Annotated in this window: 26 protein-coding genes; 15 read left to right on the forward strand and 11 right to left on the reverse strand. The window is 45.9% G+C overall.

The features are described from left to right. The first annotated feature begins 202 nt into the window (after positions 1 to 202). A complete protein-coding gene (locus tag L3V35_RS23370) occupies positions 203 to 748 on the forward strand; it encodes a gamma carbonic anhydrase family protein (protein ID WP_054548297.1) in 546 nt (181 codons plus the stop codon). Here the strand turns inward: L3V35_RS23370 and L3V35_RS23375 are convergent. The 4 genes from L3V35_RS23375 to L3V35_RS23390 all read right to left on the reverse strand — a co-directional run bounded on the left by L3V35_RS23375 (position 745) and on the right by L3V35_RS23390 (position 3,432). Further along, entirely contained in the window at positions 745 to 1,014 is a 270-nt protein-coding gene (locus tag L3V35_RS23375; protein WP_054548298.1) for a DUF1488 domain-containing protein, read from the reverse strand. The genes L3V35_RS23370 and L3V35_RS23375 overlap by 4 nt on opposite strands. A gap of 17 nt (positions 1,015 to 1,031) precedes the next feature. After that, on the reverse strand, positions 1,032 to 1,862 hold the full coding sequence (gene aroE, locus L3V35_RS23380) for a shikimate dehydrogenase (protein WP_054548299.1): 831 nt from the start codon (positions 1,860 to 1,862) through the stop codon (positions 1,032 to 1,034). 75 nt (positions 1,863 to 1,937) lie between these two features. Beyond that, positions 1,938 to 2,855, reverse strand: a complete 918-nt coding sequence (gene hemF, locus L3V35_RS23385) for an oxygen-dependent coproporphyrinogen oxidase (RefSeq protein WP_054548300.1) — start codon at positions 2,853 to 2,855, stop codon at positions 1,938 to 1,940. A gap of 19 nt (positions 2,856 to 2,874) precedes the next feature. Continuing rightward, positions 2,875 to 3,432: an L-threonylcarbamoyladenylate synthase gene (locus tag L3V35_RS23390; protein ID WP_054548301.1), complete on the reverse strand. Its 558-nt coding sequence runs from the start codon at positions 3,430 to 3,432 to the stop codon at positions 2,875 to 2,877. A gap of 195 nt (positions 3,433 to 3,627) precedes the next feature. Between L3V35_RS23390 and purE the strand changes: the two genes are divergently transcribed. Together purE and L3V35_RS23400 are read left to right on the forward strand one after the other, a co-directional pair. Beyond that, a complete protein-coding gene (gene purE / locus L3V35_RS23395; RefSeq protein WP_004735777.1) occupies positions 3,628 to 4,113 on the forward strand; it encodes a 5-(carboxyamino)imidazole ribonucleotide mutase in 486 nt (161 codons plus the stop codon). A 5-nt stretch (positions 4,114 to 4,118) separates the two neighbouring features. After that, positions 4,119 to 5,249 carry a 5-(carboxyamino)imidazole ribonucleotide synthase gene (locus tag L3V35_RS23400; RefSeq protein WP_237300721.1) on the forward strand — a complete coding sequence of 377 codons (1,131 nt, stop codon included), beginning with the start codon at positions 4,119 to 4,121 and terminating at the stop codon, positions 5,247 to 5,249. Between the two features lie 85 nt (positions 5,250 to 5,334). Here L3V35_RS23400 and L3V35_RS23405 read toward each other — a convergent pair whose 3' ends face one another. Genes L3V35_RS23405 through L3V35_RS23420 form a run of 4 tightly spaced genes read right to left on the reverse strand, consistent with a single transcriptional unit; the run spans position 5,335 to position 8,597 of the window. After that, the gene (locus L3V35_RS23405) at positions 5,335 to 5,904 is read right to left on the reverse strand and encodes a topoisomerase DNA-binding C4 zinc finger domain-containing protein (RefSeq protein ID WP_004735775.1); all 570 of its coding nucleotides are present in this window, start codon (positions 5,902 to 5,904) and stop codon (positions 5,335 to 5,337) included. A gap of 12 nt (positions 5,905 to 5,916) precedes the next feature. Further along, on the reverse strand, positions 5,917 to 6,393 hold the full coding sequence (locus tag L3V35_RS23410) for a DUF494 family protein (protein WP_059022081.1): 477 nt from the start codon (positions 6,391 to 6,393) through the stop codon (positions 5,917 to 5,919). A 3-nt stretch (positions 6,394 to 6,396) separates the two neighbouring features. Then, positions 6,397 to 7,509, reverse strand: coding sequence for a DNA-processing protein DprA (dprA, locus tag L3V35_RS23415; protein WP_237300722.1), 1,113 nt, complete (start codon positions 7,507 to 7,509; stop codon positions 6,397 to 6,399). Continuing rightward, entirely contained in the window at positions 7,506 to 8,597 is a 1,092-nt protein-coding gene (locus L3V35_RS23420) for a LysM peptidoglycan-binding domain-containing protein (protein WP_237300723.1), read from the reverse strand. The genes dprA and L3V35_RS23420 overlap by 4 nt, the downstream gene beginning before the upstream one ends. A gap of 140 nt (positions 8,598 to 8,737) precedes the next feature. Between L3V35_RS23420 and def the strand changes: the two genes are divergently transcribed. From def to L3V35_RS23450, 6 genes are all read left to right on the forward strand, one after another. Next, positions 8,738 to 9,250 carry a peptide deformylase gene (gene def / locus L3V35_RS23425; RefSeq protein ID WP_048611208.1) on the forward strand — a complete coding sequence of 171 codons (513 nt, stop codon included), beginning with the start codon at positions 8,738 to 8,740 and terminating at the stop codon, positions 9,248 to 9,250. A 38-nt stretch (positions 9,251 to 9,288) separates the two neighbouring features. Beyond that, positions 9,289 to 10,254 (forward strand): methionyl-tRNA formyltransferase, encoded by a 966-nt coding sequence (fmt, locus tag L3V35_RS23430; RefSeq protein WP_237300724.1) that lies wholly within the window; start codon positions 9,289 to 9,291, stop codon positions 10,252 to 10,254. A 119-nt stretch (positions 10,255 to 10,373) separates the two neighbouring features. After that, a complete protein-coding gene (gene rsmB / locus L3V35_RS23435; protein WP_054548306.1) occupies positions 10,374 to 11,654 on the forward strand; it encodes a 16S rRNA (cytosine(967)-C(5))-methyltransferase RsmB in 1,281 nt (426 codons plus the stop codon). Positions 11,655 to 11,764: 110 nt separating this feature from the next. Beyond that, positions 11,765 to 13,141 carry a Trk system potassium transporter TrkA gene (gene trkA, locus L3V35_RS23440; protein WP_004735766.1) on the forward strand — a complete coding sequence of 459 codons (1,377 nt, stop codon included), beginning with the start codon at positions 11,765 to 11,767 and terminating at the stop codon, positions 13,139 to 13,141. 96 nt (positions 13,142 to 13,237) lie between these two features. Continuing rightward, positions 13,238 to 14,683: a TrkH family potassium uptake protein gene (locus L3V35_RS23445; RefSeq protein WP_237300725.1), complete on the forward strand. Its 1,446-nt coding sequence runs from the start codon at positions 13,238 to 13,240 to the stop codon at positions 14,681 to 14,683. A 26-nt stretch (positions 14,684 to 14,709) separates the two neighbouring features. Then, a complete protein-coding gene (locus L3V35_RS23450; RefSeq protein ID WP_237300726.1) occupies positions 14,710 to 15,312 on the forward strand; it encodes a DUF3157 family protein in 603 nt (200 codons plus the stop codon). Here L3V35_RS23450 and L3V35_RS23455 read toward each other — a convergent pair. Together L3V35_RS23455 and L3V35_RS23460 are read right to left on the reverse strand one after the other, a co-directional pair. Continuing rightward, entirely contained in the window at positions 15,309 to 15,962 is a 654-nt protein-coding gene (locus L3V35_RS23455) for a hemolysin III family protein (RefSeq protein WP_004735763.1), read from the reverse strand. The two genes, L3V35_RS23450 and L3V35_RS23455, sit on opposite strands and share 4 nt — an antisense overlap. A gap of 109 nt (positions 15,963 to 16,071) precedes the next feature. Continuing rightward, positions 16,072 to 16,863, reverse strand: a complete 792-nt coding sequence (locus L3V35_RS23460; RefSeq protein ID WP_237300727.1) for a sporulation protein — start codon at positions 16,861 to 16,863, stop codon at positions 16,072 to 16,074. Positions 16,864 to 17,146: 283 nt separating this feature from the next. Between L3V35_RS23460 and L3V35_RS23465 the strand changes: the two genes are divergently transcribed. The 6 genes from L3V35_RS23465 to L3V35_RS23490 all read left to right on the forward strand — a co-directional run bounded on the left by L3V35_RS23465 (position 17,147) and on the right by L3V35_RS23490 (position 22,264). After that, positions 17,147 to 17,314, forward strand: a complete 168-nt coding sequence (locus L3V35_RS23465) for a hypothetical protein (protein ID WP_004735761.1) — start codon at positions 17,147 to 17,149, stop codon at positions 17,312 to 17,314. A 131-nt stretch (positions 17,315 to 17,445) separates the two neighbouring features. Then, positions 17,446 to 17,709, forward strand: a complete 264-nt coding sequence (locus L3V35_RS23470; RefSeq protein WP_054548310.1) for a YihD family protein — start codon at positions 17,446 to 17,448, stop codon at positions 17,707 to 17,709. Positions 17,710 to 18,036: 327 nt separating this feature from the next. Beyond that, positions 18,037 to 19,455 (forward strand): cytochrome c oxidase accessory protein CcoG, encoded by a 1,419-nt coding sequence (gene ccoG, locus L3V35_RS23475; protein ID WP_237300728.1) that lies wholly within the window; start codon positions 18,037 to 18,039, stop codon positions 19,453 to 19,455. A gap of 74 nt (positions 19,456 to 19,529) precedes the next feature. Beyond that, the gene (locus L3V35_RS23480; RefSeq protein ID WP_237300741.1) at positions 19,530 to 20,516 is read left to right on the forward strand and encodes a serine/threonine protein kinase; all 987 of its coding nucleotides are present in this window, start codon (positions 19,530 to 19,532) and stop codon (positions 20,514 to 20,516) included. A gap of 55 nt (positions 20,517 to 20,571) precedes the next feature. Then, positions 20,572 to 21,171 (forward strand): thiol:disulfide interchange protein DsbA/DsbL, encoded by a 600-nt coding sequence (locus L3V35_RS23485; RefSeq protein WP_004735755.1) that lies wholly within the window; start codon positions 20,572 to 20,574, stop codon positions 21,169 to 21,171. 139 nt (positions 21,172 to 21,310) lie between these two features. Then, on the forward strand, positions 21,311 to 22,264 hold the full coding sequence (locus tag L3V35_RS23490; protein WP_237300729.1) for a DUF2860 domain-containing protein: 954 nt from the start codon (positions 21,311 to 21,313) through the stop codon (positions 22,262 to 22,264). A gap of 127 nt (positions 22,265 to 22,391) precedes the next feature. On the opposite strand, the gene L3V35_RS23495 is transcribed toward L3V35_RS23490, so the two are convergent. Continuing rightward, positions 22,392 to 23,915, reverse strand: coding sequence for a YifB family Mg chelatase-like AAA ATPase (locus tag L3V35_RS23495; RefSeq protein WP_237300730.1), 1,524 nt, complete (start codon positions 23,913 to 23,915; stop codon positions 22,392 to 22,394). Positions 23,916 to 24,103: the final 188 nt, after the last annotated feature.

Below are 24,103 nucleotides of genomic sequence, written 5' to 3' on the forward strand. Positions count from 1 at the left end.
GCTTGTTGGTTCGTTTTGGTTTCCTAAGAAGCCTTCCCGTTTCAACGAGGTCGCATTATAGAGATTTCGATCACACTGGCAAGCCCTTTTTGAAGTTTTTCTTACTTTTTTGATTGTTCGAGCGTTTTTTGTTCAAAACACCTCATTATCACTAGTATTCCCCTTAATTAAGGGCTTAAGGTACCTATATAAAGGAGGACTTATGAGTTCAATACGCAGTTATAAAGGAATATCCCCTCAGATTGGACAAGGTGTCTATATAGATACAAGTTCGGTACTGGTTGGTGATATCAAAATCGGTGACGACTCTAGCGTGTGGCCTTTGGTTGCAGCTCGAGGAGATGTGAACCACATTCATATTGGAGATAGAACGAATATCCAAGACGGCAGCATTTTGCACGTCACCCATAAGAATGCTGACAACCCTGAAGGTTATCCTCTACTAATAGGTAATGATGTCACTATCGGACATAAAGTAATGCTGCATGGCTGTACTATTGAAGATCGCGTACTTGTTGGCATGGGAGCTATCGTGCTTGATGGCGTGATTATTAAAGAAGAAGTGATGATTGGTGCTGGTAGCTTGGTTCCACCTAATAAGGTACTTGAAAGCGGTTATCTATATGTAGGAAGCCCAGTAAAACAAGCACGCCCATTAAATGATAAAGAGCGTACCTTTTTACAGAAGTCAGCTGACAACTATGTTCAGAATAAAAACGACTATCTAGACTCTGTGCTGCCAGTCTAAAGCATTTTGATTTGAATCCGATTAGAGGAGTCATACTCCTCTTCTTCTATTAACTCTTCAGCTAGTTCTTCAATATCAAAACGTAACTCTGAAAAGATAACTAAAGCTTGATCGCCTTCTTCTATATCTTTACCTGCCAATCGAGACAGCTCTTCAATAGACATAACACACTCAATTAGTGCGCCAGACTGCTGTGCTGGGAATATGATTGATTGATTTTCTTCATCCCAATCTTGGATATCAGGAAATAGGATTGATTGATTCATTTTTTATAAATACCTCATTACATCTCTAGGTTTTTACGTAGTTCTCTTAAAATCTGTTTTGTTCCCGGACGAAGACCACGCCAAAGCATAAAACTCTCTGCTGCCTGCCCCACCAACATACCCAAACCATCATAAGCAGCATGAACACTATTATCTAATGCCCATTGATTGAATACTGTGGTTCCCGATCCATAAACCATGTCATAAACGGCGCTAGTAGAATTGAAAATAGCATCAGACACTTCAGGAAGCTGCCCGCTTAGACCAGACGAAGTCGAGTTAATAATGACATCAAAGCCATCACTTACATCACTTAACCCCATCCCCTTGATGTTGCCATGCGACGAAAACATCTCAGCCAATAGTTCTGCCTTGGAGCTAGTTCGATTAGCGACCACCAGCTGTTTTGGCTTTTGGTCGAGAAGAGGTTGAATCACTCCTCTCGCAGCACCACCAGCGCCAAGAAGAAGAACACGTGCTCCTTTTAGCGTGACTTGATGTTGAAGTAGGTCTTGAACTAAACCCTCACCATCGGTGTTATCACCAATGATCTCTCCATCATCTAACTTCTTAAGGGTATTTACGGCACCGGCCAGTTCAGCCCTCTCAGTTAGGCGATTAGCAAACTGATAGGCATCTTCTTTAAAAGGTGCTGTTACGTTACATCCTCGACCACCTTCGCTGAAAAAGGCTTTGGCAGCAGTGATAAATTCACCATGCTCTGGCTGTAATGCTGTATAGGTAAGTTGTTGGCTGGTTTGGCGAGCAAATAATGTGTGAATGAATGGCGATTTGCTTTGCCCAATAGGGTTACCGAAAACGGCATAACGATCTACTTGCTGTGTCATATCCTTACCTAACAGAAATAAAAAAGGGTCATCTATATAGATGACCCTATCACTATCCCTATAAGGAAGGAAGAACTACCAAACTCGAGGCTTTAGGTAGTCGCTATAAAGCAGAGCTTCTGGTGAACCCGCTTGTGGTTCGTAGCGGTATTCCCAGCGAGCCAATGGCGGCATCGACATCAATATAGACTCTGTACGACCACCGCTTTGTAGACCAAATAGGGTGCCACGGTCATACACTAAGTTAAATTCAACATAGCGACCACGACGATAAAGTTGGAAATCACGCTCGCGCTCACCATAAGGCGTCTCTTTGCGTCGTTCTACAATTGGTAAGTATGCGGCTGCAAAACCTTCACCGACCGCCTGCATATAAGCAAAGCTCTTTTCAAAGCCCCACTCGTTAAGATCATCAAAGAACAGACCACCCACACCACGTGTTTCGTCTCGGTGAGGCAGATAGAAGTACTTATCACACCACTCTTTGTGCTCTTGATAAACATCATCACCAAATGGCGCACAAAGATCTTTGGCTGTTTGATGCCAAGATTGGCAGTCTTCGTCGACAGGATAAAATGGCGTTAAGTCAAAACCACCACCAAACCACCAAATCGGGTCTTCCCCTTCTTTTTCTGCTATGAAGAATCGAACGTTCGCGTGTGAGGTAGGGATATATGGGTTTTTAGGGTGGATAACTAATGATACCCCCATCGCCTCAAACTTGCGTCCGGCTAATTCAGGGCGATGAGCGGTGGCTGAGGCTGGCATCGCCTTACCCGCTACGTGAGAGAAGTTAACCCCACCTTGTTCAAATACCGCACCGTTGGTCATCACACGAGTTCGACCACCGCCACCAAGGCGCTCGCCAGGTTCACGCTCCCATGCATCCTCTTCAAACAGTGCAGTACCATCAGCTTGCTCAAGCTGCTGGCAAATCGAATCTTGTAGGCTCAGTAAAAACTGTTTTACTGCTTCTTTATCAATTGCTGACATCTTTCTTCCTCTGCAGGGTTTAACCCTGTCTTAATATTTTCGACGTTTTTGCATCTCTAATTTCGCTTGGCTTCTCACGACCACCCGTTTGACCTTTTAAAATAGCCACCAAATGTTGGCCAAGTTGCTGTTGAACTTCTTCAGTCGTCATACAAGGCGGTTCACCTGTCAGGTTAGCACTGGTCGAGGTTAACGGCTTACCGAATTCATTACACATTCTTTGAACTAAAGGGTGATCCGTCACTCGCACCGCGATGGATTCAAATTGGCCACTGACCCAGTCAGTTACTTTACTGCTGGTTGGCATTATCCAAGTCACTGGTCCCGGCCATGTTGCTTTTACGGTCGCTAACTGCGCTTCCGTCAACTGGCTTTCGTCAATATAGGGCAGCAACTGCTCGTAACTCGCAGCAATTAGGATCAACCCTTTCTCCATCGGCCGCTGTTTTAAATCGAGCAATTTCTTAATGGCTTGTGGATTATCGGGATCACAACCGACCCCAAAAACGCCTTCAGTCGGGTAAGCAATGACTTCACCTTGTTGTAATGCCTGCAAAGTATGTTGAAAGTTATCCAAGGGTTGCCTCATTAATTCTGTTATCGAACTCGCTAAGTGTACAAATTATCATTCACTGTGACTAAAGCTATTTGTTTATAAAATGTATCAATTAACAACTTAGACTGACGCAAACGTTTTCCTTAAGCAATTTTACCCGTATAATGCGCGCAAAATATCTAATCACTAATTAAATCGTACCTGAAGGAGTTTGAGATGACTGTCGGTATTATCATGGGTTCTAAATCTGATTGGCCAACAATGAAGCTAGCTGCAGAAATGTTGGATCAGTTTGGCGTGGCGTACGAAACAAAAGTGGTTTCTGCTCACCGCACACCTCAGTTGCTTGCTGACTACGCAACCAGTGCGAAAGAGCGCGGTATTAAAGTAATTATTGCTGGTGCTGGCGGTGCTGCGCATCTTCCGGGCATGGCTGCAGCTTTCACAAGCGTACCTGTTTTAGGTGTTCCTGTTCAGTCTAAAGCACTGAAGGGCATGGACTCACTGCTTTCTATCGTACAAATGCCAAAAGGTATTGCGGTAGGTACTTTGGCTATCGGTGAAGCTGGTGCTGCCAATGCAGGCATCCTAGCAGCTCAAATCATTGGTACACACAATGAAGAAGTAATGGCAAAAGTAGAAGCGTTCCGCTCTGAGCAAACAGAAACGGTTCTTGCTAATCCTAACCCTGCAGAGGACTAATTCCCATGCATGTTCTTGTGTTAGGCGCGGGCCAACTTGCTCGCATGATGTCCCTAGCTGGGGCACCGCTGAATATTGAAATTTCTGCTTTTGATGTTGGCAGCAAAAATATTGTTCACCCATTAACGCAAGCGATTCTGGGCAACGGCTTAGAAAATGCGATTGAGCGTGCGGATGTGATTACTGCCGAGTTCGAGCATATCCCTCACGATGTTCTTGAGGTATGCGAGCGCAGCGGTAAATTCTTACCGACAACAGAAGCAATCAAAGCCGGTGGTGACCGTCGCCTTGAAAAAGCTCTGTTAGACGAAGCAAGCGTGAAAAATGCTAAGTACTACGTGATTAACTCTCGCGAAGACTTTGACGCTGCGATCGCTCACGTTGGCTTACCAATGGTATTGAAGAGCACACTTGGCGGTTACGATGGCAAAGGCCAGTGGCGCTTAAAGACATTAGATAATGTTGACGCGACTTGGACAGAAATGGCTGAGTGCATTGCCGCAACAGACAACCAAGCCATTGTGGCTGAAGAGTTTGTTCCATTTGACCGCGAAGTATCACTGGTTGGTGCTCGTGGTACCAATGGCGAGATTCAAGTGTACCCACTGGCTGAAAATGTTCACACCGATGGCGTGTTGAGCTTATCGACAGCGATTGATGACATTGAACTGCAAGAGCAAGCGAAAGCCATGTTCACTGCCATTGCTGAACGCTTAGATTACGTTGGCGTACTCGCGCTAGAGTTCTTTGATGTTCAAGGTTCACTGCTGGTGAATGAGATTGCACCACGTGTTCATAACTCTGGCCACTGGACACAACAAGGCGCTGAAACTTGTCAGTTTGAAAACCATCTACGTGCCGTATGTGGGATGCCATTAGGCAGCACTAAGCTGATTCGTCCAACCGCAATGATCAACATCCTTGGTGAAGATACCCTACCTGAAGCAATTCTTGCTCAAGGTGGTTGTCATGTTCATTGGTATGGTAAAGAGAAGCGTGCAGGTCGTAAGATGGGCCACATTAACGTGAGCGCTGACTACAACGCAGAGCTGCAAAGAGCGCTATGCTCACTGGCAGACATTCTCGATAAGCAAGCCTACCCTGCTGTGCATGAATTTGCTGAGCAGATGAAGTAAATCTACATTGCTTGATGAATATAGAACGTTTATTGGATATAGAAACGGCGCTCATTGAGCGCCGTTTTTTGTCTATAACATCAAGTTATTGAGATTGAATGTGATGACACTTGCGATCAGCACATTGCTTCTTAGTGCCACTGGCCGTTTTCTTCTCCAGCAACAGCGGGAACTGACACTCTTCACAACGACCTATAACAGGTGGCTGATTAACGGCGAACTTACACTTAGGGTAGTTATCGCACGCATAGAAGGTTTTGCCATAGCGAGATTTACGCTCAACCAAATGGCCTCTGCCACACTCAGGACAAGCAACAAGTGGCTGCTCTTCAGGTTGTTCTTTTGGTTGGTCCAAAGATTCGATGTGATTACACGTTGGGTAGCTACTACAACCAATGAACATACCAAAGCGACCTTGCCTTAATACCAATTCGTTTTGGCATTTAGGACACGGTACACCCAGCTCTTTCACTACGTGGCCATCGTTCTGATGCAGAGGCTTGATGTAATCACAGCTAGGATACTGCTTACAGCCTAAAAATGGGCCGTGCTTACCATGGCGAAGCTGAAGCTCTCCACCACACTGTGGACATGGTTCATGCTCTAATGCATGTTCATGTGCCGAAAAAAGCTGATTATCAATCTTACTACTCATGACAAGCCTGTATTAATGCAAGATACCTTGCTCTTTGGTGTACAACAGCTCTTCCATTTGCGTGTAAGCACTTTCATTACCCGGCACATTAAATAGCACCATTAAGATAATCCATTTCAGATCATCCAATTCAAATTCGTTGGTCTCAAGCCCCATCACACGATCAATCACCATTTCACGAATCTCTGTCGTGAGGACATTGATCTGCTCAAGGAACAGTAAGAAGCCTCGACACTCCATATTAATACGTGAAATTTCTCGACTGGTATAAATACGCATCGAGGTATTAGAACACATAGTAATCGCCGCTTGATTCTCAGTATCTTGCAATGCCGCAAGATCTTCTAACCAATGGAGGGCCTTATAAATATCATCTTGGTGAAACCCTGCTCGAAGAAGCTCATCTTCCAGCTCATCTTGATCCACCTGCAATTCAGAATCGCTATGGATGTAGGTTTCAAACAAGTACATCAGTATGTCCATCATCATAGCTTAGCCTCTCCCCTTTCGAATATAGCCACCGGAAACTGCAACAACATGCCCTGAGAGCTCAAGCTCTAAAAGCTGCATCATGACCTCATGCACAGGTATATGGGTTCTCTGTGCCAAAATATCAACGGGTGTCGCCTCTAACCCTACGTTAGCTAACAGCTGTGGAAATGGCAATTGTTCATTTTCCCCCATACTGAGCGTAGGTTCGAACAAGCTGGGTTGCTGATCGATAGACCAGTCTAGCAGACTCTTTATCTCAATCAGAACATCTTGTGCACTCTGTACTAAGCATGCTCCAGCTTTGATTAAGCTATTTCCTCCTCGACTGGTTGGATTATGAATAGAGCCAGGAAGCGCAAACACCTCTCGGCCTTGCTCCATGGCATAGCGAGCTGTAATCAAAGAACCACTCTTCTCAGCCGCTTCAACCACCAAGGTTCCGAGCGATAACCCACTTATAATACGGTTACGGCGAGGGAAATGTTCAGGTCGTGGTTTGGCACTTGGGCGAAACTCTGAAATCAACGCACCATTTTCACAGATCTTATCGGCTAAATTTCTGTGTCGCGCAGGATAAATGGAATCCAAGCCAGAACCCAACACAGCAAAAGTTTCCCCACCTTTATCTAGAGCACCATCATGAGCATAACCATCAATACCGAGCGCTAAGCCACTGGTGACAATCAAACCGTTTTGGACGAACTCTTTGGCGAAGGACTTCGCGGTTTGCAGCCCTTCGAGACTGGCATTGCGACTGCCGACCATAGCGATTTGAGGCTCAATCAGCTTTTCAACGTGACCTTTAACAAAAAGCACGCTTGGCGCAGAGGCGGTCTCATTCAGCAGTTTGGGATAATGCGAGCAATTCGGGGTAATGATGTGATGGTTGGGTTGTCTTGCTTGCCACTCTAGGCAAGCCTCCACTTCTCTCGGGGCTTGCTCTCTTAGATAGGCAATTTGCTTGGCAGACAAACCAAGCGCTTGCAGTTGCTGACTTGAGTAACTAACAATATTCGAAGGGGAATCAATGCTCAGCAGCCGAGAAAGTCGCTTGCCACCCAATTGCGGAACAAAACTTAGAGTTAGCCAAGCACTCAGTTGTTGCTCATTCACTCGGTGCCCTTAACTTGTTCCGTCAAAACAAGATCCACAGGCGATACCGCCAGAATGTCATTGCTAACAGGCTTAGAGCTCTGAGTAATCAGGGCGAGGCTAAAATACTCGTAAGGGCGGATGACCATCAAACTACCGAGTGAGGTACTTGGTAATTGCACCTTATCGCTCGCCGCAGACTCTTTGTAGCTGTATTCACCTTGCTTACCAAACACCACGGCGCCGCTTTCGCTGAGGGTAAACATAGAGCCTTGGCGAAGATTGTCCTGTGAGCCTTTATTGATAACAACCACCTGATTCTTTGCGCTGTATTGGCTGCCATCTAATGAACCCAAGATATTGGCAAACTGACCCGCAGCACTAGGCGTAGGGTAAAACGTGGTTGAGAGCTTCACCTGATCAACGCCAAGTTCAGGTAACACGAGGTCATTAAGTAACACCTCTTGCAGTTGAGTCTCTATCTGTAAACTACTGAACTCAGCATCCACCTCTTTCAAGCGCGCCGTGGCGACCAAACGCAAAGAGGTAATACTCGCTTGAGGTTGTTGCCTTTGATAAGTCTCGACGGCACGGTAGATACCCCATTTTTGATGCTGCTGGTTCCCAGAAATAAACAATCGGTCTTCACCTGATAAGAAACGCTTGCCATCACTCGTCCCCAATACTCGTTGCGCCGATTGAATATCTTGCTGTTCAACCAAGCGATCAGATTGTAGATACGGTAGAACAAGCCCCTCATTCACGGTAGGTACTGCTTTCTTCTCTGATACACGAATCTTAGGGCTTAGCTTTATGACGGGTTTGAGGCTCAACACAGGCTCGCCATTAATCCAAACCAGAGACAATTTATCTCCGGGGTAAATAAGGTGAGGGTTTTCTATTTCAGGGTTTACCTGCCATAGCCTTGGCCACAACCAAGGGCTATCGAGATACATCGCGGAGATATCCCATAAGGTATCCCCCTTAACCACCACATACGCCTCGGGTGCGCCTTGTTTAATGGTTAAAGGTTGCTCACTATTTTCAGCCATAACGACGAACGAAAGCGAGGCACAAATAAGAGAAAAAGTGGGAGAAAAATGACGCATGACCTAGGTTCCTTGGTCTGAATATATGACATCTGATTAGAGAATTAACTTCAGGATGCTGTCATTTGACCTCTAAAATGTCTAGAATTGAGCCAACAAGGTTTAAGCTGTTTCGGCACAGTTCAATATTTCGAGTGTATATGTCTGTATTACAAGTATTAACATTACCAGATGATCGTCTACGTACCGTGGCGAAACCGGTAAAAGAAGTTACCCCAGAGATTCAAAAGTTCGTTGATGACATGATTGAAACCATGTACGACGAAGAAGGTATCGGCCTTGCTGCAACGCAAGTAGATTTCCACCAGCGCATCGTTGTTATCGATATTTCAGAAACACGTGACGAGCCTATGGTTCTGATCAACCCTGAAATTACCGACAAACGTGGCGAAGATGGTATCGAAGAAGGCTGTCTATCTGTACCAGGCGCTCGAGCTCTAGTACCTCGCGCTGCAGAAGTAACGGTTAAAGCACTAGATCGCGATGGCAACGAATTCACATTCGACGCCGATGATCTATTGGCTATCTGTGTTCAGCACGAACTTGACCACCTAGAAGGCAAGTTGTTTGTTGATTACCTATCGCCACTAAAACGCAAACGTATTCAAGATAAGCTAGCGAAGATTAAACGTTTCAACGAGAAACAAGGTTAATAACCGCTGCTATTACTAAATTAAGAAGGAAGTCTACCTTGAGTCAATCTTTAAGAATTGTCTTCGCAGGTACTCCGGATTTCGCCGCCCGTCACTTGGCGGCGTTGTTGTCTTCGGAGCATGAAGTTATTGCTGTTTACACACAGCCAGATCGTCCAGCAGGCCGCGGTAAAAAACTGACTGCGAGTCCAGTAAAAAACATCGCACTTGAAAATAATATTCCGGTTTACCAACCCGAAAACTTCAAGTCAGATGAAGCTAAGCAAGAGCTAGCAGATTTGAATGCTGACATCATGGTTGTCGTAGCTTACGGCTTGCTTCTTCCACAAGCTGTATTAGATACACCTCGCTTGGGTTGTATCAACGTGCATGGCTCGATCCTACCGCGCTGGCGTGGTGCTGCTCCGATCCAACGCTCTATCTGGGCGGGCGATAAAGAGACTGGCGTGACGATCATGCAGATGGATATCGGCCTAGATACGGGGGATATGCTAAGCATCGCAACGCTACCAATCGAAGCTACAGATACGAGCGCTTCAATGTACGAGAAGTTGGCTGGCCTTGGCCCTGATGCTCTTGTTGATTGTTTAGCAAACATCGCTTCAGGTAAAGCCGTCGCAGAAAAGCAAGACGACGAACTTGCTAACTACGCGAAGAAGCTAAGCAAAGAAGAAGCTAAAATTGATTGGAATGACAGTGCAGAACACATCGAACGTTGTGTGCGCGCTTTCAATCCATGGCCAATGAGCCACTTTGCGGTTGTTGATAGCAGCTCTAATGATGAAAAAAGCATTAAAGTTTGGCAGACACGTGTTGACCAAGAATCAACGTCTGCGCCAACTGGTTCAATCATCAAAGCAGATAAAACGGGTATCTATGTTGCGACTGGCGACAAAGTACTGGTTTTGGAACAACTGCAAGTTCCAGGTAAAAAAGCCATGTCAGTTCAAGACATCTTGAACTCACGTGCAAGCTGGTTTGAAGTTGGTACTCAACTTTCTTAACCGCTTTAAAGCTACTCAATATGAACTTAGAAATGTGTAGCTTATAAAAACACAGTTTAGAAAACCTTTACGAGGGCAGAGATGCCCTCATGTATTCAAATAAATATTCGGTACCCCTCATGAATGTTCGCGCTGCTGCTGCAAATGTCCTATTCCAAGTTGTCGATAAAGGCCACTCTCTTTCACACGCTCTCCCTGCGGCTCAAAAAACGATCCGTCCGCGAGACCATGCTCTACTGCAAGAGATTTGCTACGGCGCACTTCGTTACCTGCCTCGCTTAGAGTCAATCGCTAACGAACTGATGGAAAACTCGCTTAAAGGTAAAAAGCGCGTCTTCCATCACCTGATCTTAGTAGGCATTTATCAGTTGGGCTTTATGCGAATTCCTTCGCATGCCGCCGTTGCTGAAACAGTTGAAGCAACCAAAACACTGCGCGGCCCAAGCCTCAGTGGTTTGATCAATGCCGTACTTCGCAGCTATCTGCGCGATCAAGAAGAACTAGACGAGAAAGCCGTTAGCCACAATGCTGGTAAATACAGCCATCCAAGCTGGATTCTAAAAATGCTTCAAGAGAGCTACCCAGATCAGTGGGAGCAATTGGTTGAAGCAAACAATAACAAGGCACCAATGTGGCTGCGCGTAAACCGCCAACACCACACTCGTGACGAGTATGTTGAACTGCTTAAAAACGAAAACATTGAATACACACTGCACCCTGAAGCAGCTGATGCCATAAAATTAGCCTCACCTTGTGACGTTACTTTGCTTCCTGGCTTCGACAGAGGCTGGGTATCGGTACAAGATGCTGCAGCTCAGCTTTCCGTTGATTTCCTAACACCAAAAGATGGTGAGCTAATCCTAGATTGCTGCGCAGCACCTGGTGGTAAAACTGCACACATTCTTGAACATACTCAAGACACTGAAGTGGTTGCAATCGACAGTGATATTAAACGCCTAGACCGCGTTTACGATAACCTTGAACGCCTACAACTGCGTGCCGACGTAATCTGTGGTGATGCTCGCTACCCTGAAGAGTGGTGGACAGGCAACCAGTTCGACCGCATCCTACTTGATGCTCCATGTTCAGCGACCGGTGTAATTCGCCGTCACCCTGACATTAAGTGGCTACGCCGTGCATCTGATATTGATGCACTAGCAGAGCTGCAAAGCGAGATCTTGGATGCAATGTGGCGCCAGCTAAAAGAAGGCGGCACCATGGTTTATGCGACATGTTCTATCACGCCGCAAGAAAACGTGCTGCAAGTGAAAGCCTTCTTAGAGCGTACCGAGAACGCAACGCTGGTTGGGTCTGATATCGAAAAACCGGGTCGTCAAATACTGCCTGGTGAAGAAGATATGGATGGCTTCTACTACGCAGTTCTAGTAAAACAGGCATAACAACTAACAGCGGCTAAGAATTTATTTCTTAGCCGCTGTTTCTTTCTAGTGCATTATCAAAGCGAAAAGAGATCACTAGAATTACAACGGCAAAAAATAAGAGAAAGGCTATGAAGATCATTATTCTAGGTGCTGGACAAGTTGGCGGTACCCTTGCTGAAAACCTAGTGGGTGAAAACAATGACATCACAATCGTCGACCGTAATGCCGACCGACTTCGTGAACTTCAGGACAAATACGACCTTAGGGTTGTAAACGGTTATGCCAGCCACCCGAACACACTACGTGAAGCGGGCGCGCAAGATGCCGACATGTTGGTTGCGGTAACCAACATGGATGAAACCAACATGGCCGCATGTCAGGTTGCCTTTTCTCTGTTTAATACGCCAAACCGAATTGCCCGAATCCGCTCTCCACAGTATTTAGAAGAGAAAGAAGCACTCTTCAAATCAGGGGCGATTCCGGTTGATCATTTAATTGCCCCAGAAGAACTCGTCACCAGCTACATCGAGCGCCTGATTCAATATCCAGGTGCATTGCAGGTTGTGAGCTTTGCTGAACAGAAAGTTAGCCTAGTAGCGGTAAAAGCCTACTACGGTGGCCCACTGGTCGGTAACGCACTGTCTGCTTTGCGTGAGCACATGCCGCACATTGATACTCGTGTTGCCGCTATCTTCCGTCAAGGTCGACCAATTCGCCCACAAGGTACCACCATCATTGAAGCCGATGATGAAGTGTTCTTCGTGGCAGCGAGTAACCATATCCGCTCGGTAATGAGTGAACTACAACGCCTAGAAAAGCCTTACCGCCGTATTATGATTGTTGGTGGCGGTAACATAGGTGCAAGCTTGGCAAAACGCCTTGAGCAAAGCTACAGCATCAAGCTTATCGAGCGCAGCTACACTCGCGCCGAGAAGCTATCTGAAGAATTAGAAAACACCATCGTATTCTGTGGTGATGCTGCCGACCAAGAACTGCTGACCGAAGAGAACATCGATCAAGTTGATGTGTTCATCGCTCTAACCAATGAAGATGAAACCAACATCATGTCAGCAATGCTGGCGAAGCGAATGGGTGCCAAGAAAGTAATGGTACTGATTCAGCGTGGTGCTTACGTCGATCTTGTTCAGGGCGGTGTGATTGATATTGCGATCTCGCCACAGCAAGCGACCATTTCTGCGCTGCTTACTCACGTTCGTCGTGCTGATATCGTAAACGTATCATCTCTACGTCGCGGCGCTGCAGAGGCGATCGAAGCGATTGCTCACGGTGACGAAACCACCTCTAAGGTTGTTGGCCGAGCGATTGGAGACATCAAACTGCCACCGGGCACCACCATTGGTGCGATTGTTCGCGGAGAAGAAGTACTTATCGCGCACGATAGAACCGTAATCGAACAGGATGACCACGTAGTGATGTTCCTAGTGGACAAGAAATACGTACCTGATGTTGAGTCTCTATTCCAACCGAGCCCGTTCTTCTTATAGCCTTGTTCTCGTAAGCTTCTTCTCGCAACTTTCTTTTTGTGAGAACGACGCTCCGGCACAAAGCTGTAATCAATTAAAGCTATGGTCTATTAAGCTATGGTCAACTTTCGTCCGATATTATTAGTGATAGGGTTAGTGTTATCAAAACTCGCCCTTTTCATGTACATCCCCACATTGGTTGCCTTTTTTACTGGCACCGGTGGTTTCCTCGAGTTTGGTCAATCAGTAGTGATCACGCACATTGTGGCGTTCATCTGCTTGAGCTTGGGCCGCTCCGCTAAGTTCCGACTTGGGGTGCGAGACATGTTCCTGATTACCTCTTTGGTTTGGACAATTGCCAGCGCCTTTGCCGCCCTGCCATTTGTCTTCATTAACCACATCAGCTTTACGGACGCCTACTTCGAAACCATGTCTGGTATAACCACGACAGGCTCAACCGTATTAAGCGGCTTAGACAGCATGGCACCAAGCATTCTGTTGTGGCGTTCAATACTGCAATGGTTAGGCGGCATCGGCTTTATCGTTATGGCGGTAGCAGTTCTACCAATGCTCAACGTTGGTGGTATGCGCCTGTTCCAAACCGAATCATCCGATTGGTCAGATAAAAGCAGCCCACGAGCAAAAACCGTCGCGAAGAACATCGTAGCGGTTTATCTGGTTCTGACAGGCTTGTGCTTGGTGAGTTACCTGTTTGCCGGAATGAGCGTCTTTGATGCCATCAATCATGCATTCACAACGCTCTCGACTGGCGGTTACTCAACCTCAGATAGCTCAATGAATCACTTCTCTAACAGCGCCCACTGGGTCGGAACTGCGTTCATGTTCCTTGGCGGCCTGCCGTTCTTACTGTTTGTCAGTGCACTTCGCGGCCGAAAGCTCTCATTACTCTATAAAGACGCGCAAGTCAGAGGTTTCACTTACCTATTCTTAGTCACCAGTGCTGTGATTTCCACATGGTTGGTGATGAGAGATGGTTATAGTGTGATGGATGCTCTACGTGTCTCAATGTTCAACATCGTATCCGTCGTCACCACAACCGGTTTTGGCTTAGAAGACTTCACCGCATGGGGCGCACTACCAACCACACTGTTTGCGTTTCTAATGATGGCAGGGGCCTGCTCGGGTTCTACCTCTGGTGGTATTAAAATATTCCGCTTCCAGATCGCGATGACCATGCTCCACAAACAAATGATGAAGCTGATTCATCCGTCAGGTGTGTTTGTGCAACGCTACAATCAGCGACCTGTGAATGACGATATTGTGCGTTCACTCGTGGCATTTGGTTTGATGTTCTTTATCACGATTATCTTAATTGCAGGCGGCTTGAGCGCGATGGGGCTTGATCCTGTAACCAGTATATCTGGCGCTATCACAGCCGTTGCCAACGTGGGCCCAGGCATGGGTAACGTGATCGGTCCAACGGGTAACTTTGCACCACTGCCAGACGCCGCTAAATGGTTATTAAGTTTAGGTATGTTGATGGGCCGACTTGAGATACTGACGCTAATTGTTCTATTTTTCCCTGCCTTTTGGCGACGCTAATTACGCGAATATTTAAGGAAACACAGATGAAATCATACGTACTTCTCGCTAGCGCATTGCTCGCAAACTCAGTATTCGTAAGCTCTGCCTTTGCTGATCAAATGGTCACATTGCCTGATGGCAAGCAAGTGTTACTAAAAGACGATTTTACTTGGCTGTATGTGGCAGAAAATAAAACAGAAGAAACAACAACGACAGAGATAACTTCAGCGGTAGCGACGGCGCCAGTCGCAGCAGTACCCGTTGTCGCTGTCCCAGTAGCAACGAGTACGCGTGGTACTACGATTGTGGTTAATAGTAAAAAGCCAAGCTTACAGCTGTCTCAATCAGGAGTGGATGTAGTACTAGGTGCAAGTCGCTATGAAGACGGCGAGCTGATCATCCCTACGGCTATTACTAACCAAGGTACGCAGGCTGTCATCTTAGTGTCTTTGAAGTTAGGTGTATATTCACCAAGTGGTGAGTTATTAGAAGAGAAAACAGTAGCGGTTTGGAAATCGATAAAGCGTATGGCAGATACCTACCTTCGACCAAAAACCGATGCCGAAGGTACGTCGCTTAACCTAGCTGTTGATCAATACCCAGAATATCAAATCAAAGCTGAAATCGTTGAAGTGCTGGCTCGCTAAACCGGTGTCACAAACAGATAGATAGCGAAGAAATGGCAAGCGCAGCCCGCCAACACAAACAGGTGCCAGATGGCATGGTTATAAGGGATGCGTTTTGCCACATAGAAAATGACACCCAGCGAGTAAATCACCCCGCCAACCGCCAGTAACACCAAACCACCTATATCGATGTTCATCGCTAATTGATAAACAACAATCAAAGATAGCCAACCCATCGCTAAGTAAATGAATAACGATAAGCGCTTGAATCGGTACACAAAGGCAATCTTCATGATGATGCCCACCAACGCAATTCCCCAGATCACCGCCATCAAGCCCATCGCTAATGGGGTTCTTAAGCCCACCAAGAGAAAAGGCGTGTAACTGCCCGCGATCAGCAAATAAATCGCACAGTGATCGAGCGTTTTGAGTAAGCGCTTGGTTTTCTCAGTGGTGATAGAGTGGTACAACGTGGAAGCAAGAAAGAGCAGAATAATACTGCTGCCATACACCGCCATACTGGCAACCGTTAGCATGTCAGCTTGGTAATCAAACGCACGAATCAGTAACAGGATCAGGCCCACTACGCCAAGTACGACGCCCAAACCATGGGTTATCGCATTAGCGCGTTCTTCGATGTCACTGTATTCGCTGGCTGATGATGCAGACATGAGTATCCTACTAGAGTAAATGTTCGATTGCCCCAGTATTACACATTAAGCTTACACGTGTAAGCTTAAAATTTTTATGACAAAATGACTTATAAAATGTGCGATTCAGCTAAGATGCGCTTTCTAAATACTCGACCACCATCTTACCAGCGTCTTCTGGTGAGGTATCAAGCGGGACACTCAATTGGCGCTGTAGCTGACCAATTCCCAGCAAACTCGCCAACATGCCTTTTGCGCCATCGCGATTGCGGTCTATCTCAAACCACAACTTAAGTTCTGTCTCACCACGATGAGCAACAACCTCAAGCTCACGCCAGCGACCATGATAAGGGCCAGTAGTAGGAACGAACTCAAACTCTTGCACAAACGGCAGTTCAAAGCCATCCACCGCTTCACATTCCACTTGGCGTATCCGCAGCCCTTGAGCTTCAAGTTCGTTAAAGATGCCATCGAGGAGTGCATCAGGACGAACCGTTAAGGTATCTTTATCCGATGGGTCAATCGCCATCGCAATGTCCAACCCGGTTTCCAGCCACACCTTTGAATCACCAATAGTGACTGGTGTATTCAGCGGTACATCAAACTCACATTCAAAGTCACGGATTTCTCCCGGCTGAATCACAAAGGCATACGGCAGGCTCCATTTGGCCAACGAGTACGTCTGATGCATTCGGCGTTTATGACCGCCCTCTTGCCTTTGCGAGTTCATGGTGACTTCTTTGACGTAACGACAGCACAAGTTGAGATCAATGTTGTCGATTTCTTGTGGCTGAGCGCCACCATAGACATGCACAATAATGCTCGCCTTCTTGCCTGGGTAAAGCACTTCCTGTTGCAATACAGAATCCACCTTGGCAGATCCAATACCAAAACTAGCTAACGTTTTCTTTAAGAACGACATATGCACCTCCTTTAAAGCATCATCTTAAGCCTGAAAGAGGTTCAAACTCAAATATACTGCTCACACTATTTTAGCTCTAATATCGTTTAATTATCACTCAGGCGTCGATCGATAACTTAGATAGTGATAATCTAAGCCTTGATATGCATGCATATCATTATCCTGATTTATTTTTCGGATTGGCGAAAGCCAGACGAGTGACTCTTCAAGTAATTGAAGCGAAGCTCATGATAAGTCAGGCCATTAGATTGGCAATGGATATGCCTGACCGTTAGGTAAATTAATGCGCCCAACAGCTGTCAGGTTCTCGCACACCAACCGTAGTGCGATGCGTCGTCGTAGTGGCTTTGTTGCTGCTCCAACGGCTAAGAAATTGGCTCCTACAATGACTCTCGTTCAGAAGACTGCTTTATTAGCACCGACTGCAACAAAAGTAATTAAAGCCGCTTAACGAAAAGCGCAGTTTTTACTGCGCTTTTTTCTTGCCCAGTCCCATCTTGAAATGCCTTTACACATTGGTATTCCCTACCCGATTTGATACCTTAACCACAAATCATTATAAAATTTGTGGAGAAGTAAAGTATGAAGTGTCACCGCATTGAAGAACTGCTTGAACTGATGGAGCCTGAGTGGCAGAAAGATCAAGAGCTTAACCTATTAGAGTTCATCATTAAGCTATCAAACGAAGCTGGCTATCAAGGCAAGCTTGAAGAGCTGACTGACGATGTTCTTATCTACCATCTAAAAATGCGTAACAGCGAAAAAGATGAAATGATCCCAGGTCTTAAAAAAGACCAAGAAGATGATTTCAAAACGGCAATTCTAAAAGCGCGTGGCATCCTTTAACTGCTTAAATGCGTTAAAGCTTAATTGCCTTATAAATAAATTGCTCAATTCTAAAAAGCGACCACTCGGTCGCTTTTTTATTTCTGTTCGCTATTTTTTCGTCACAACTGTTATGACTTTTGTTGTTAAAGGTTGATAGCGTTAAAGAAATGAGAACAAGATTGTCGTTATAATCGCCATCCATAAGAATCTTCTAAAATAATAAGAGTGAGTGCGATACCAACAAATGCACCAAGCTCAATTTCTACAGGTTCTCTAAACCATACTTTCAAGTAATGTCGTCATGCCCGACTTAACCGGGCAAACAAGCCACAAAAAGGATAGTCCATGAGTCAGGATAAAATCGACATCAAAGATGTGACTCCTAAAACCTTTAACCCAAAAACACATAAAGGTAATGGAGATCGATTTAACCCAAGTAACCGAATCTATGTTCGAGAAAGCAAAGGTAAATTCCAACAACTTCGTCGTTACGGCGGTTGGTTCTTACTTTTACTTTTTGCGCTTATCCCATGGATCCCATTTGGCGAGCGACAAGCGATCTTGCTCGATATCGGCAGCCAACAGTTCAACTTCTTTGGTACAACCCTATACCCACAAGATCTGACGCTACTCGCCATCCTATTTATGATTGCTGCGTTTGGCTTATTCTTCATAACCACCTTCTTAGGGCGAGTCTGGTGTGGTTATTTATGCCCGCAAACCGTCTGGACCTTCATGTACATCTGGTTCGAAGAGAAACTGGAAGGTGCTGCCAATAAGCGAAGAAAACAAGACTCGGGCAAACTGACAAGCAATTTAATTCTCAGAAAAACCATCAAGCACATCGCGTGGTGGGCGATTGCCATTGCGACGGGCTTAACCTTTGTCGGTTATTTCATCCCAATCAAAGAGCTGGTGGTTGGTTTCTTTACCTTTAACTCGACTTTCTGGCCGGTGTTTTGGGTATTGTTCTTTGCTGGGTGTACTTATGCGAATGCGGGATGGATGCGTTCTATTGTTTGTCTGCACATGTGTCCTTACGCGCGTTTCCAATCGGCAATGTTCGATAAAGATACCTTCATCGTGGGTTACGACGCTGAACGAGGTGAAAGCCGCGGCCCTCGCTCTCGTAAAGCCGATCCAAAAGAACTTGGTCTAGGCGACTGTATTGACTGTAATTTATGTGTTCAAGTGTGCCCAACGGGTATCGATATCCGTGACGGCCTACAATACGAATGTATTAACTGTGGCGCGTGTATTGATGCCTGCGACAACACAATGGAACGTATGGGTTATGACAAAGGCCTAATCAACTACACCACAGAACACAGGCTCGATGGTCACACAACCAAGGTGATGCGTCCTAAGCTGCTAGGTTATGGCGCTATATTGATCGTCATGCTGGGTTTGTTCTTCGCACAGATAGCGAGTGTTGATCCTGCAGGCTTAAGTGTTCTACGAGATAGAAACCAGCTATTTAGAATCAATAGCCAAGGGCTTGTCGAAAATACTTACAACTTGAAAGTCATCAACAAAACTCAGCAAGAGCAAGAGTACAAGCTTGATGTCAGCGGGCTACCAGATTCTATCTGGTACGGTAAACAAACGATCACCGTAGACCCAGGTGAGGTTTTAAACCTTCCTATCAGCTTAGGCGTCGATCCAGAAAAACTGAGCTCACCAGTTTCGACAATTCAGTTTATACTCTCGGATAATGAAGAGTTTACGATGGAAGTCGAAAGCCGCTTTATCAAGAAGCTCTGATATCAGTCACCTTAGTGCTTGGTATAACACCCCAATAAATGGAAAAAGGCTCAGTAATGAGCCTTTTTTATTCTATGACGATGCAAGCCTTTAACTTTGATAACCTGACTCCTGACTTCATGTGGTACGCACTGGAGAGCATTGGAGTTCGTGCTGAATCCGGGCTTCTCGCTCTCAACAGCTACGAAAACCGGGTGTATCAATTCACCGATGAAGACCGTAAACGCTACGTCGTTAAGTTTTATCGTCCGCAGCGTTGGAACACTGCACAGATCCAAGAAGAGCACGACTTCGCGTTAAAGCTGATCGAACAAGAGTTACCGATTGCTCCACCTATGCGAATCAACGGCGCAACCTTGCATGAATATCAAGGCTATCTATTTGCACTGTTTGAAAGCGTCGGTGGCAGGCAATATGAAGTCGATAATCTAGATCAATTGGAAGGCGTTGGACGCTTCCTTGGCCGTATTCATAAAGCCAGTGCCGGAAGAACATTTCAGCATCGCCCGACCATCAGCTTAGATGAATACCTTTATCAGCCACGTAAGATTCTAGAGAACTCTCAGTTTATCCCAACGCACCTAGAGAACGCGTTCTTCAATGACGTCGACCTTCTGATTAAAGAACTAGAGAGCCAGTGGCCGAGTAACATTGACAACATTCGTCTCCATGGCGACTGCCACCCGGGCAATATCTTGTGGCGCGACGGACCAATGTTCGTCGATCTTGATGACGCGCGTAATGGTCCTGCTGTTCAAGATCTATGGATGCTGCTTAACGGCGAACGCCAAGATAAAATGATGCAACTGGATATTCTGCTAGAGAGTTATCAAGAGTTTTGCGATTTTAATACCGCGCAACTGAAACTAATCGAACCACTGCGCGGTCTACGTATGGTGCATTACATGGCATGGTTGGCGAAACGATGGCACGATCCGGCGTTTCCTTTGGCCTTCCCGTGGTTTAATGATCCGAAATATTGGGAGCAACAAGTACTTGCTTGTAAAGAGCAAATTGCTACCCTGCAAGAACCACCACTTTCGTTAATGCCTCAGTGGTAACAACAATCGCAACATACAACTAGATAAAAATTCAAACATAATGGAGATTGGATAAATGAAAAAGCTATTCGCATTTTTCTCATTGATCATGTTGAGCCTTTCAGCTCACGCTGCGAAATTTAACGAAGGTGAACACTACAAAGTTCTCGATCTAGAAGCATCAAAAAAACCAATGGTGACAGAGTTCTTCTCTTTTTACTGCCCACACTGTAATAGCTTTGAGCCAATCATCCAGCAGCTAAAACAACAGCTACCTAAAGACGCTAAGCTACAGAAGAACCATGTTTCATTCATGGGTGGCAACATGGGTCTGCCAATGAGCAAAGCTTACGCAACCATGATTGCATTGAAAGTGGAAGATAAAATGGTGCCAGTGATGTTTAACCGCATCCACACCATGAACAAGCCACCACGCGATGAAGCAGAACTGCGTCAAATCTTCCTAGACGAAGGCGTTGATGCTAAGAAATTCGATGCGGCATACAACGGCTTTGCAGTAGATTCGATGGTTCGTCGTTTCGACAAAGCATTCAAAGACAGCGGCTTGTCAGGCGTTCCAGCTGTTGTAGTAAACAACCGCTACCTGATTGACGCTCAAGGTATTAACTCTCTCGATGAGTACTTCGAGCTGGTTAACTTCTTATTAAAGAAGTAAGGTAATGATTAAAGGAAGCTTCGGCTTCCTTTTTTTTCCTAGTTCAAAAATCATCATTGATAAATAATCAGCCATAAAACTCAGAGCTTTACTGGTATTAATAACCCGTCCTAAGAACCGGTGGGCAAGGAGCCCTTAAATGAAAATAAAAATCACACTTCTCGCATTAAGCGTTGCAGCCTCTCCCGCTTTTGCCAAACTTGCAGACGAACAAGGTTTCAGTGGTGAAATCTCTATCAATACCGGGGTAACCTCTTCCTCCTCAAATTTTAATACCGATGCTGATAGCACCCTCTCGTCAAATAAACAGAAAGCCTCATCTGAAAGCTCATTTCTTGTCGCACCTTTAGGCAGTGTCGCTTACACCTTTGGTGAGAAGCTAAATCACCAGGTGTACACAGGTACTGCTCGTGATGATGTGGCAACCGGTACTGTTGTGCTGGAGGTTGGCTATAAATACCAACTAGAGTCAGGCATGACTATCGACGCGTCACTCCTGCCAACCATTATGTCAGGTGAAACTTGGGCGAATCCATACACAGAAGACGTTGCTCGAAGCAAAACCGATGAAACCGGCAATGCCTTTCGTTTGAAATTAAGTAGCATCGCAGGTTCTGCATTCTCGCTAGATATGGCCTACGCGACTAAAGATGTGAAAGATGATCGAGTTGAAGAAGCTCTACAGCGTGATGCCGAAACTTTCTACCTGAAAGGCCAATACCGCGTTCCATTGAGTCGCACCATGATGCTTATCCCATCGATCATTTATCAAACAAGAGATGCCGACGGCAACGCTGAGTCTTACGACCAATTTGGTGGTGAAGTGAGTTTATTTGGTGGCATGGGTCGCCATCAATATGCACTAACGGCGGGCTACAACCAACGTTCTTACGATGCAAGTAACCCGATCTACGATAAGAAACGCAGTGATGACAACATCAACCTGTTTGCCGCGTATGAATATGACCGATTTATGGATTGGGAAAACTGGTCGTTTGTTTCTCTTGCGGGCTACGGCACCAGCGATTCAAACATTACCTTCTACGATGAATCGCAATACATCGTCTCAGTCGGCCTGAACTACAAGTTTTAGTTAGGCATCACTGCTTGCTCATAGCCATTAGTTCATAACAACGAAAGCCTGCGTAAAAAGCAGGCTTTCTTGTTTGTATACCAATCACAGTAAATAAATGACCCGTTGTTTACTACGATTGGTATGACTACACCGCTTGAGCCGTGAGTTGTTTCAACAGTCGATCCATAGCTCGGTAGCCAAGTGCCTCTGATAAGTGCTTCTTTTCAATCTGCTCATTACCGTCAAGGTCTGCAATGGTTCGCGCTACCTTAATAATGCGATGATAGGCACGGATCGATAAACCCAATCGATGTAGTGCGGTCTCGAGAAACTCCGCATCTTCACGTCGCAATGGGCAATACTTTTCAATTTCTCGACTACCTAACAGTGCGTTCGACTTATGGTTTCGAGATAACATCAACTGACGCGCTTGTTTAACTCGTTGCTTCACGACTTGAGTGGTTTCTCCACGATCGCCTCCTTCGGCTAACATCCCTTTGGGCAATAGAGGGATCTCCAATGACATATCGAATCTATCCAACAATGGTCCAGATAAGCGGTTGAGGTAACGCAGGATAATTTGCGGGTTCGCTCGAGCTTGATTGCCCTCGTAATAACCTGTTGGGCTTGGGTTAAGTGCACCGACTAATTGAAAGCGAGCAGGAAAGCGAGTCTTACCCGCGACACGGGAGATAATGATTTCACCCGACTCTAGCGGCTCTCGCAGTGAATCAAGCACCTTGCGCTCAAACTCTGGCATCTCATCAAGAAACAATAAGCCATTATGCGCCAAAGATATCTCACCGGGGCGAGGTATCGAGCCACCACCGACCAATGCTGCCATCGAACTCGAATGATGTGGGGAACGGAAAGGTCGTTGCTTCCAGTTGTACTGATTGATCTCTTGTTGCGTTAAAGAAGCCACCGAAGCGGTTTCCATCGCCTCGTCATCACTCATTTCGGGTAAAAGGTCACGCAGTCGAGAAGCCAGCATGGTTTTTCCAGTTCCGGGCGGACCGAGAAAAAGCAGGTTATGGTTACCAGCCGCGGCAATCTCCAATGCTCGCTTACCTTGCTGCTGGCCAATAATATCTTGTAAGTCACGATTATCAGACACATCGACATGATGATGCTCGGTTCGATATAGACCAAGCTGAGCCTGGCCACACATATCTGCACAAACCTCTAGCAAGGTTTGCGCTGATTTATGGGCCCCCTTGCCGACTAAGGCCGCCTGATCACCATTGTGGTGTGGAACCACTAAGCATCGTTCGACACTATCGGCGGCTAACGTCGCAGGCAGAACGCCCTTTACCGAGCGCAATTCTCCTGACAATGCCAACTCACCGATAAATTCATGTTGAGCTATTTTTGATGTCGGAAGTTGATCTGACGCCACCAAAATCCCAAGCGCGATTGGCAGATCGAAACGTCCTCCCTCCTTGGGTAAATCAGCAGGCGCGAGGTTGACCGTGATCCTTTTCGATGGAAATTCAAAGCGAGAATTGATGATGGCACTCCTGACTCGATCTTTAGATTCCTTGACCGTCGTTTCAGGTAGCCCCACCAATGTAAACCCAGGCATACCGTTGCTTATATGCACTTCAACTGTCACTTCTGGTGCCTCTACTCCCACACTAGCTCGGCTGTGAATTATCGCGAGTCCCATAACTTTCCTTTGTCTTTGATTTAAAAGTATTCGCTCTGGGTATTCGTTGCTCACCAAAGCGATAAGGTTGTTATATAGCTTGGTGGAATGGTGTTTTAATGTGAAAAAAGAATGACATTTTCCTTGTCATACTGCAGATTTGTGTGATAACACTAGAGATGTAGACTTTTACTGAAGACAATAAACGA

The organism is Vibrio sp. L5-1 (genome assembly GCF_021728315.1).
GTDB classification, from domain to species: Bacteria; Pseudomonadota; Gammaproteobacteria; order Enterobacterales; family Vibrionaceae; genus Vibrio; species Vibrio splendidus_K.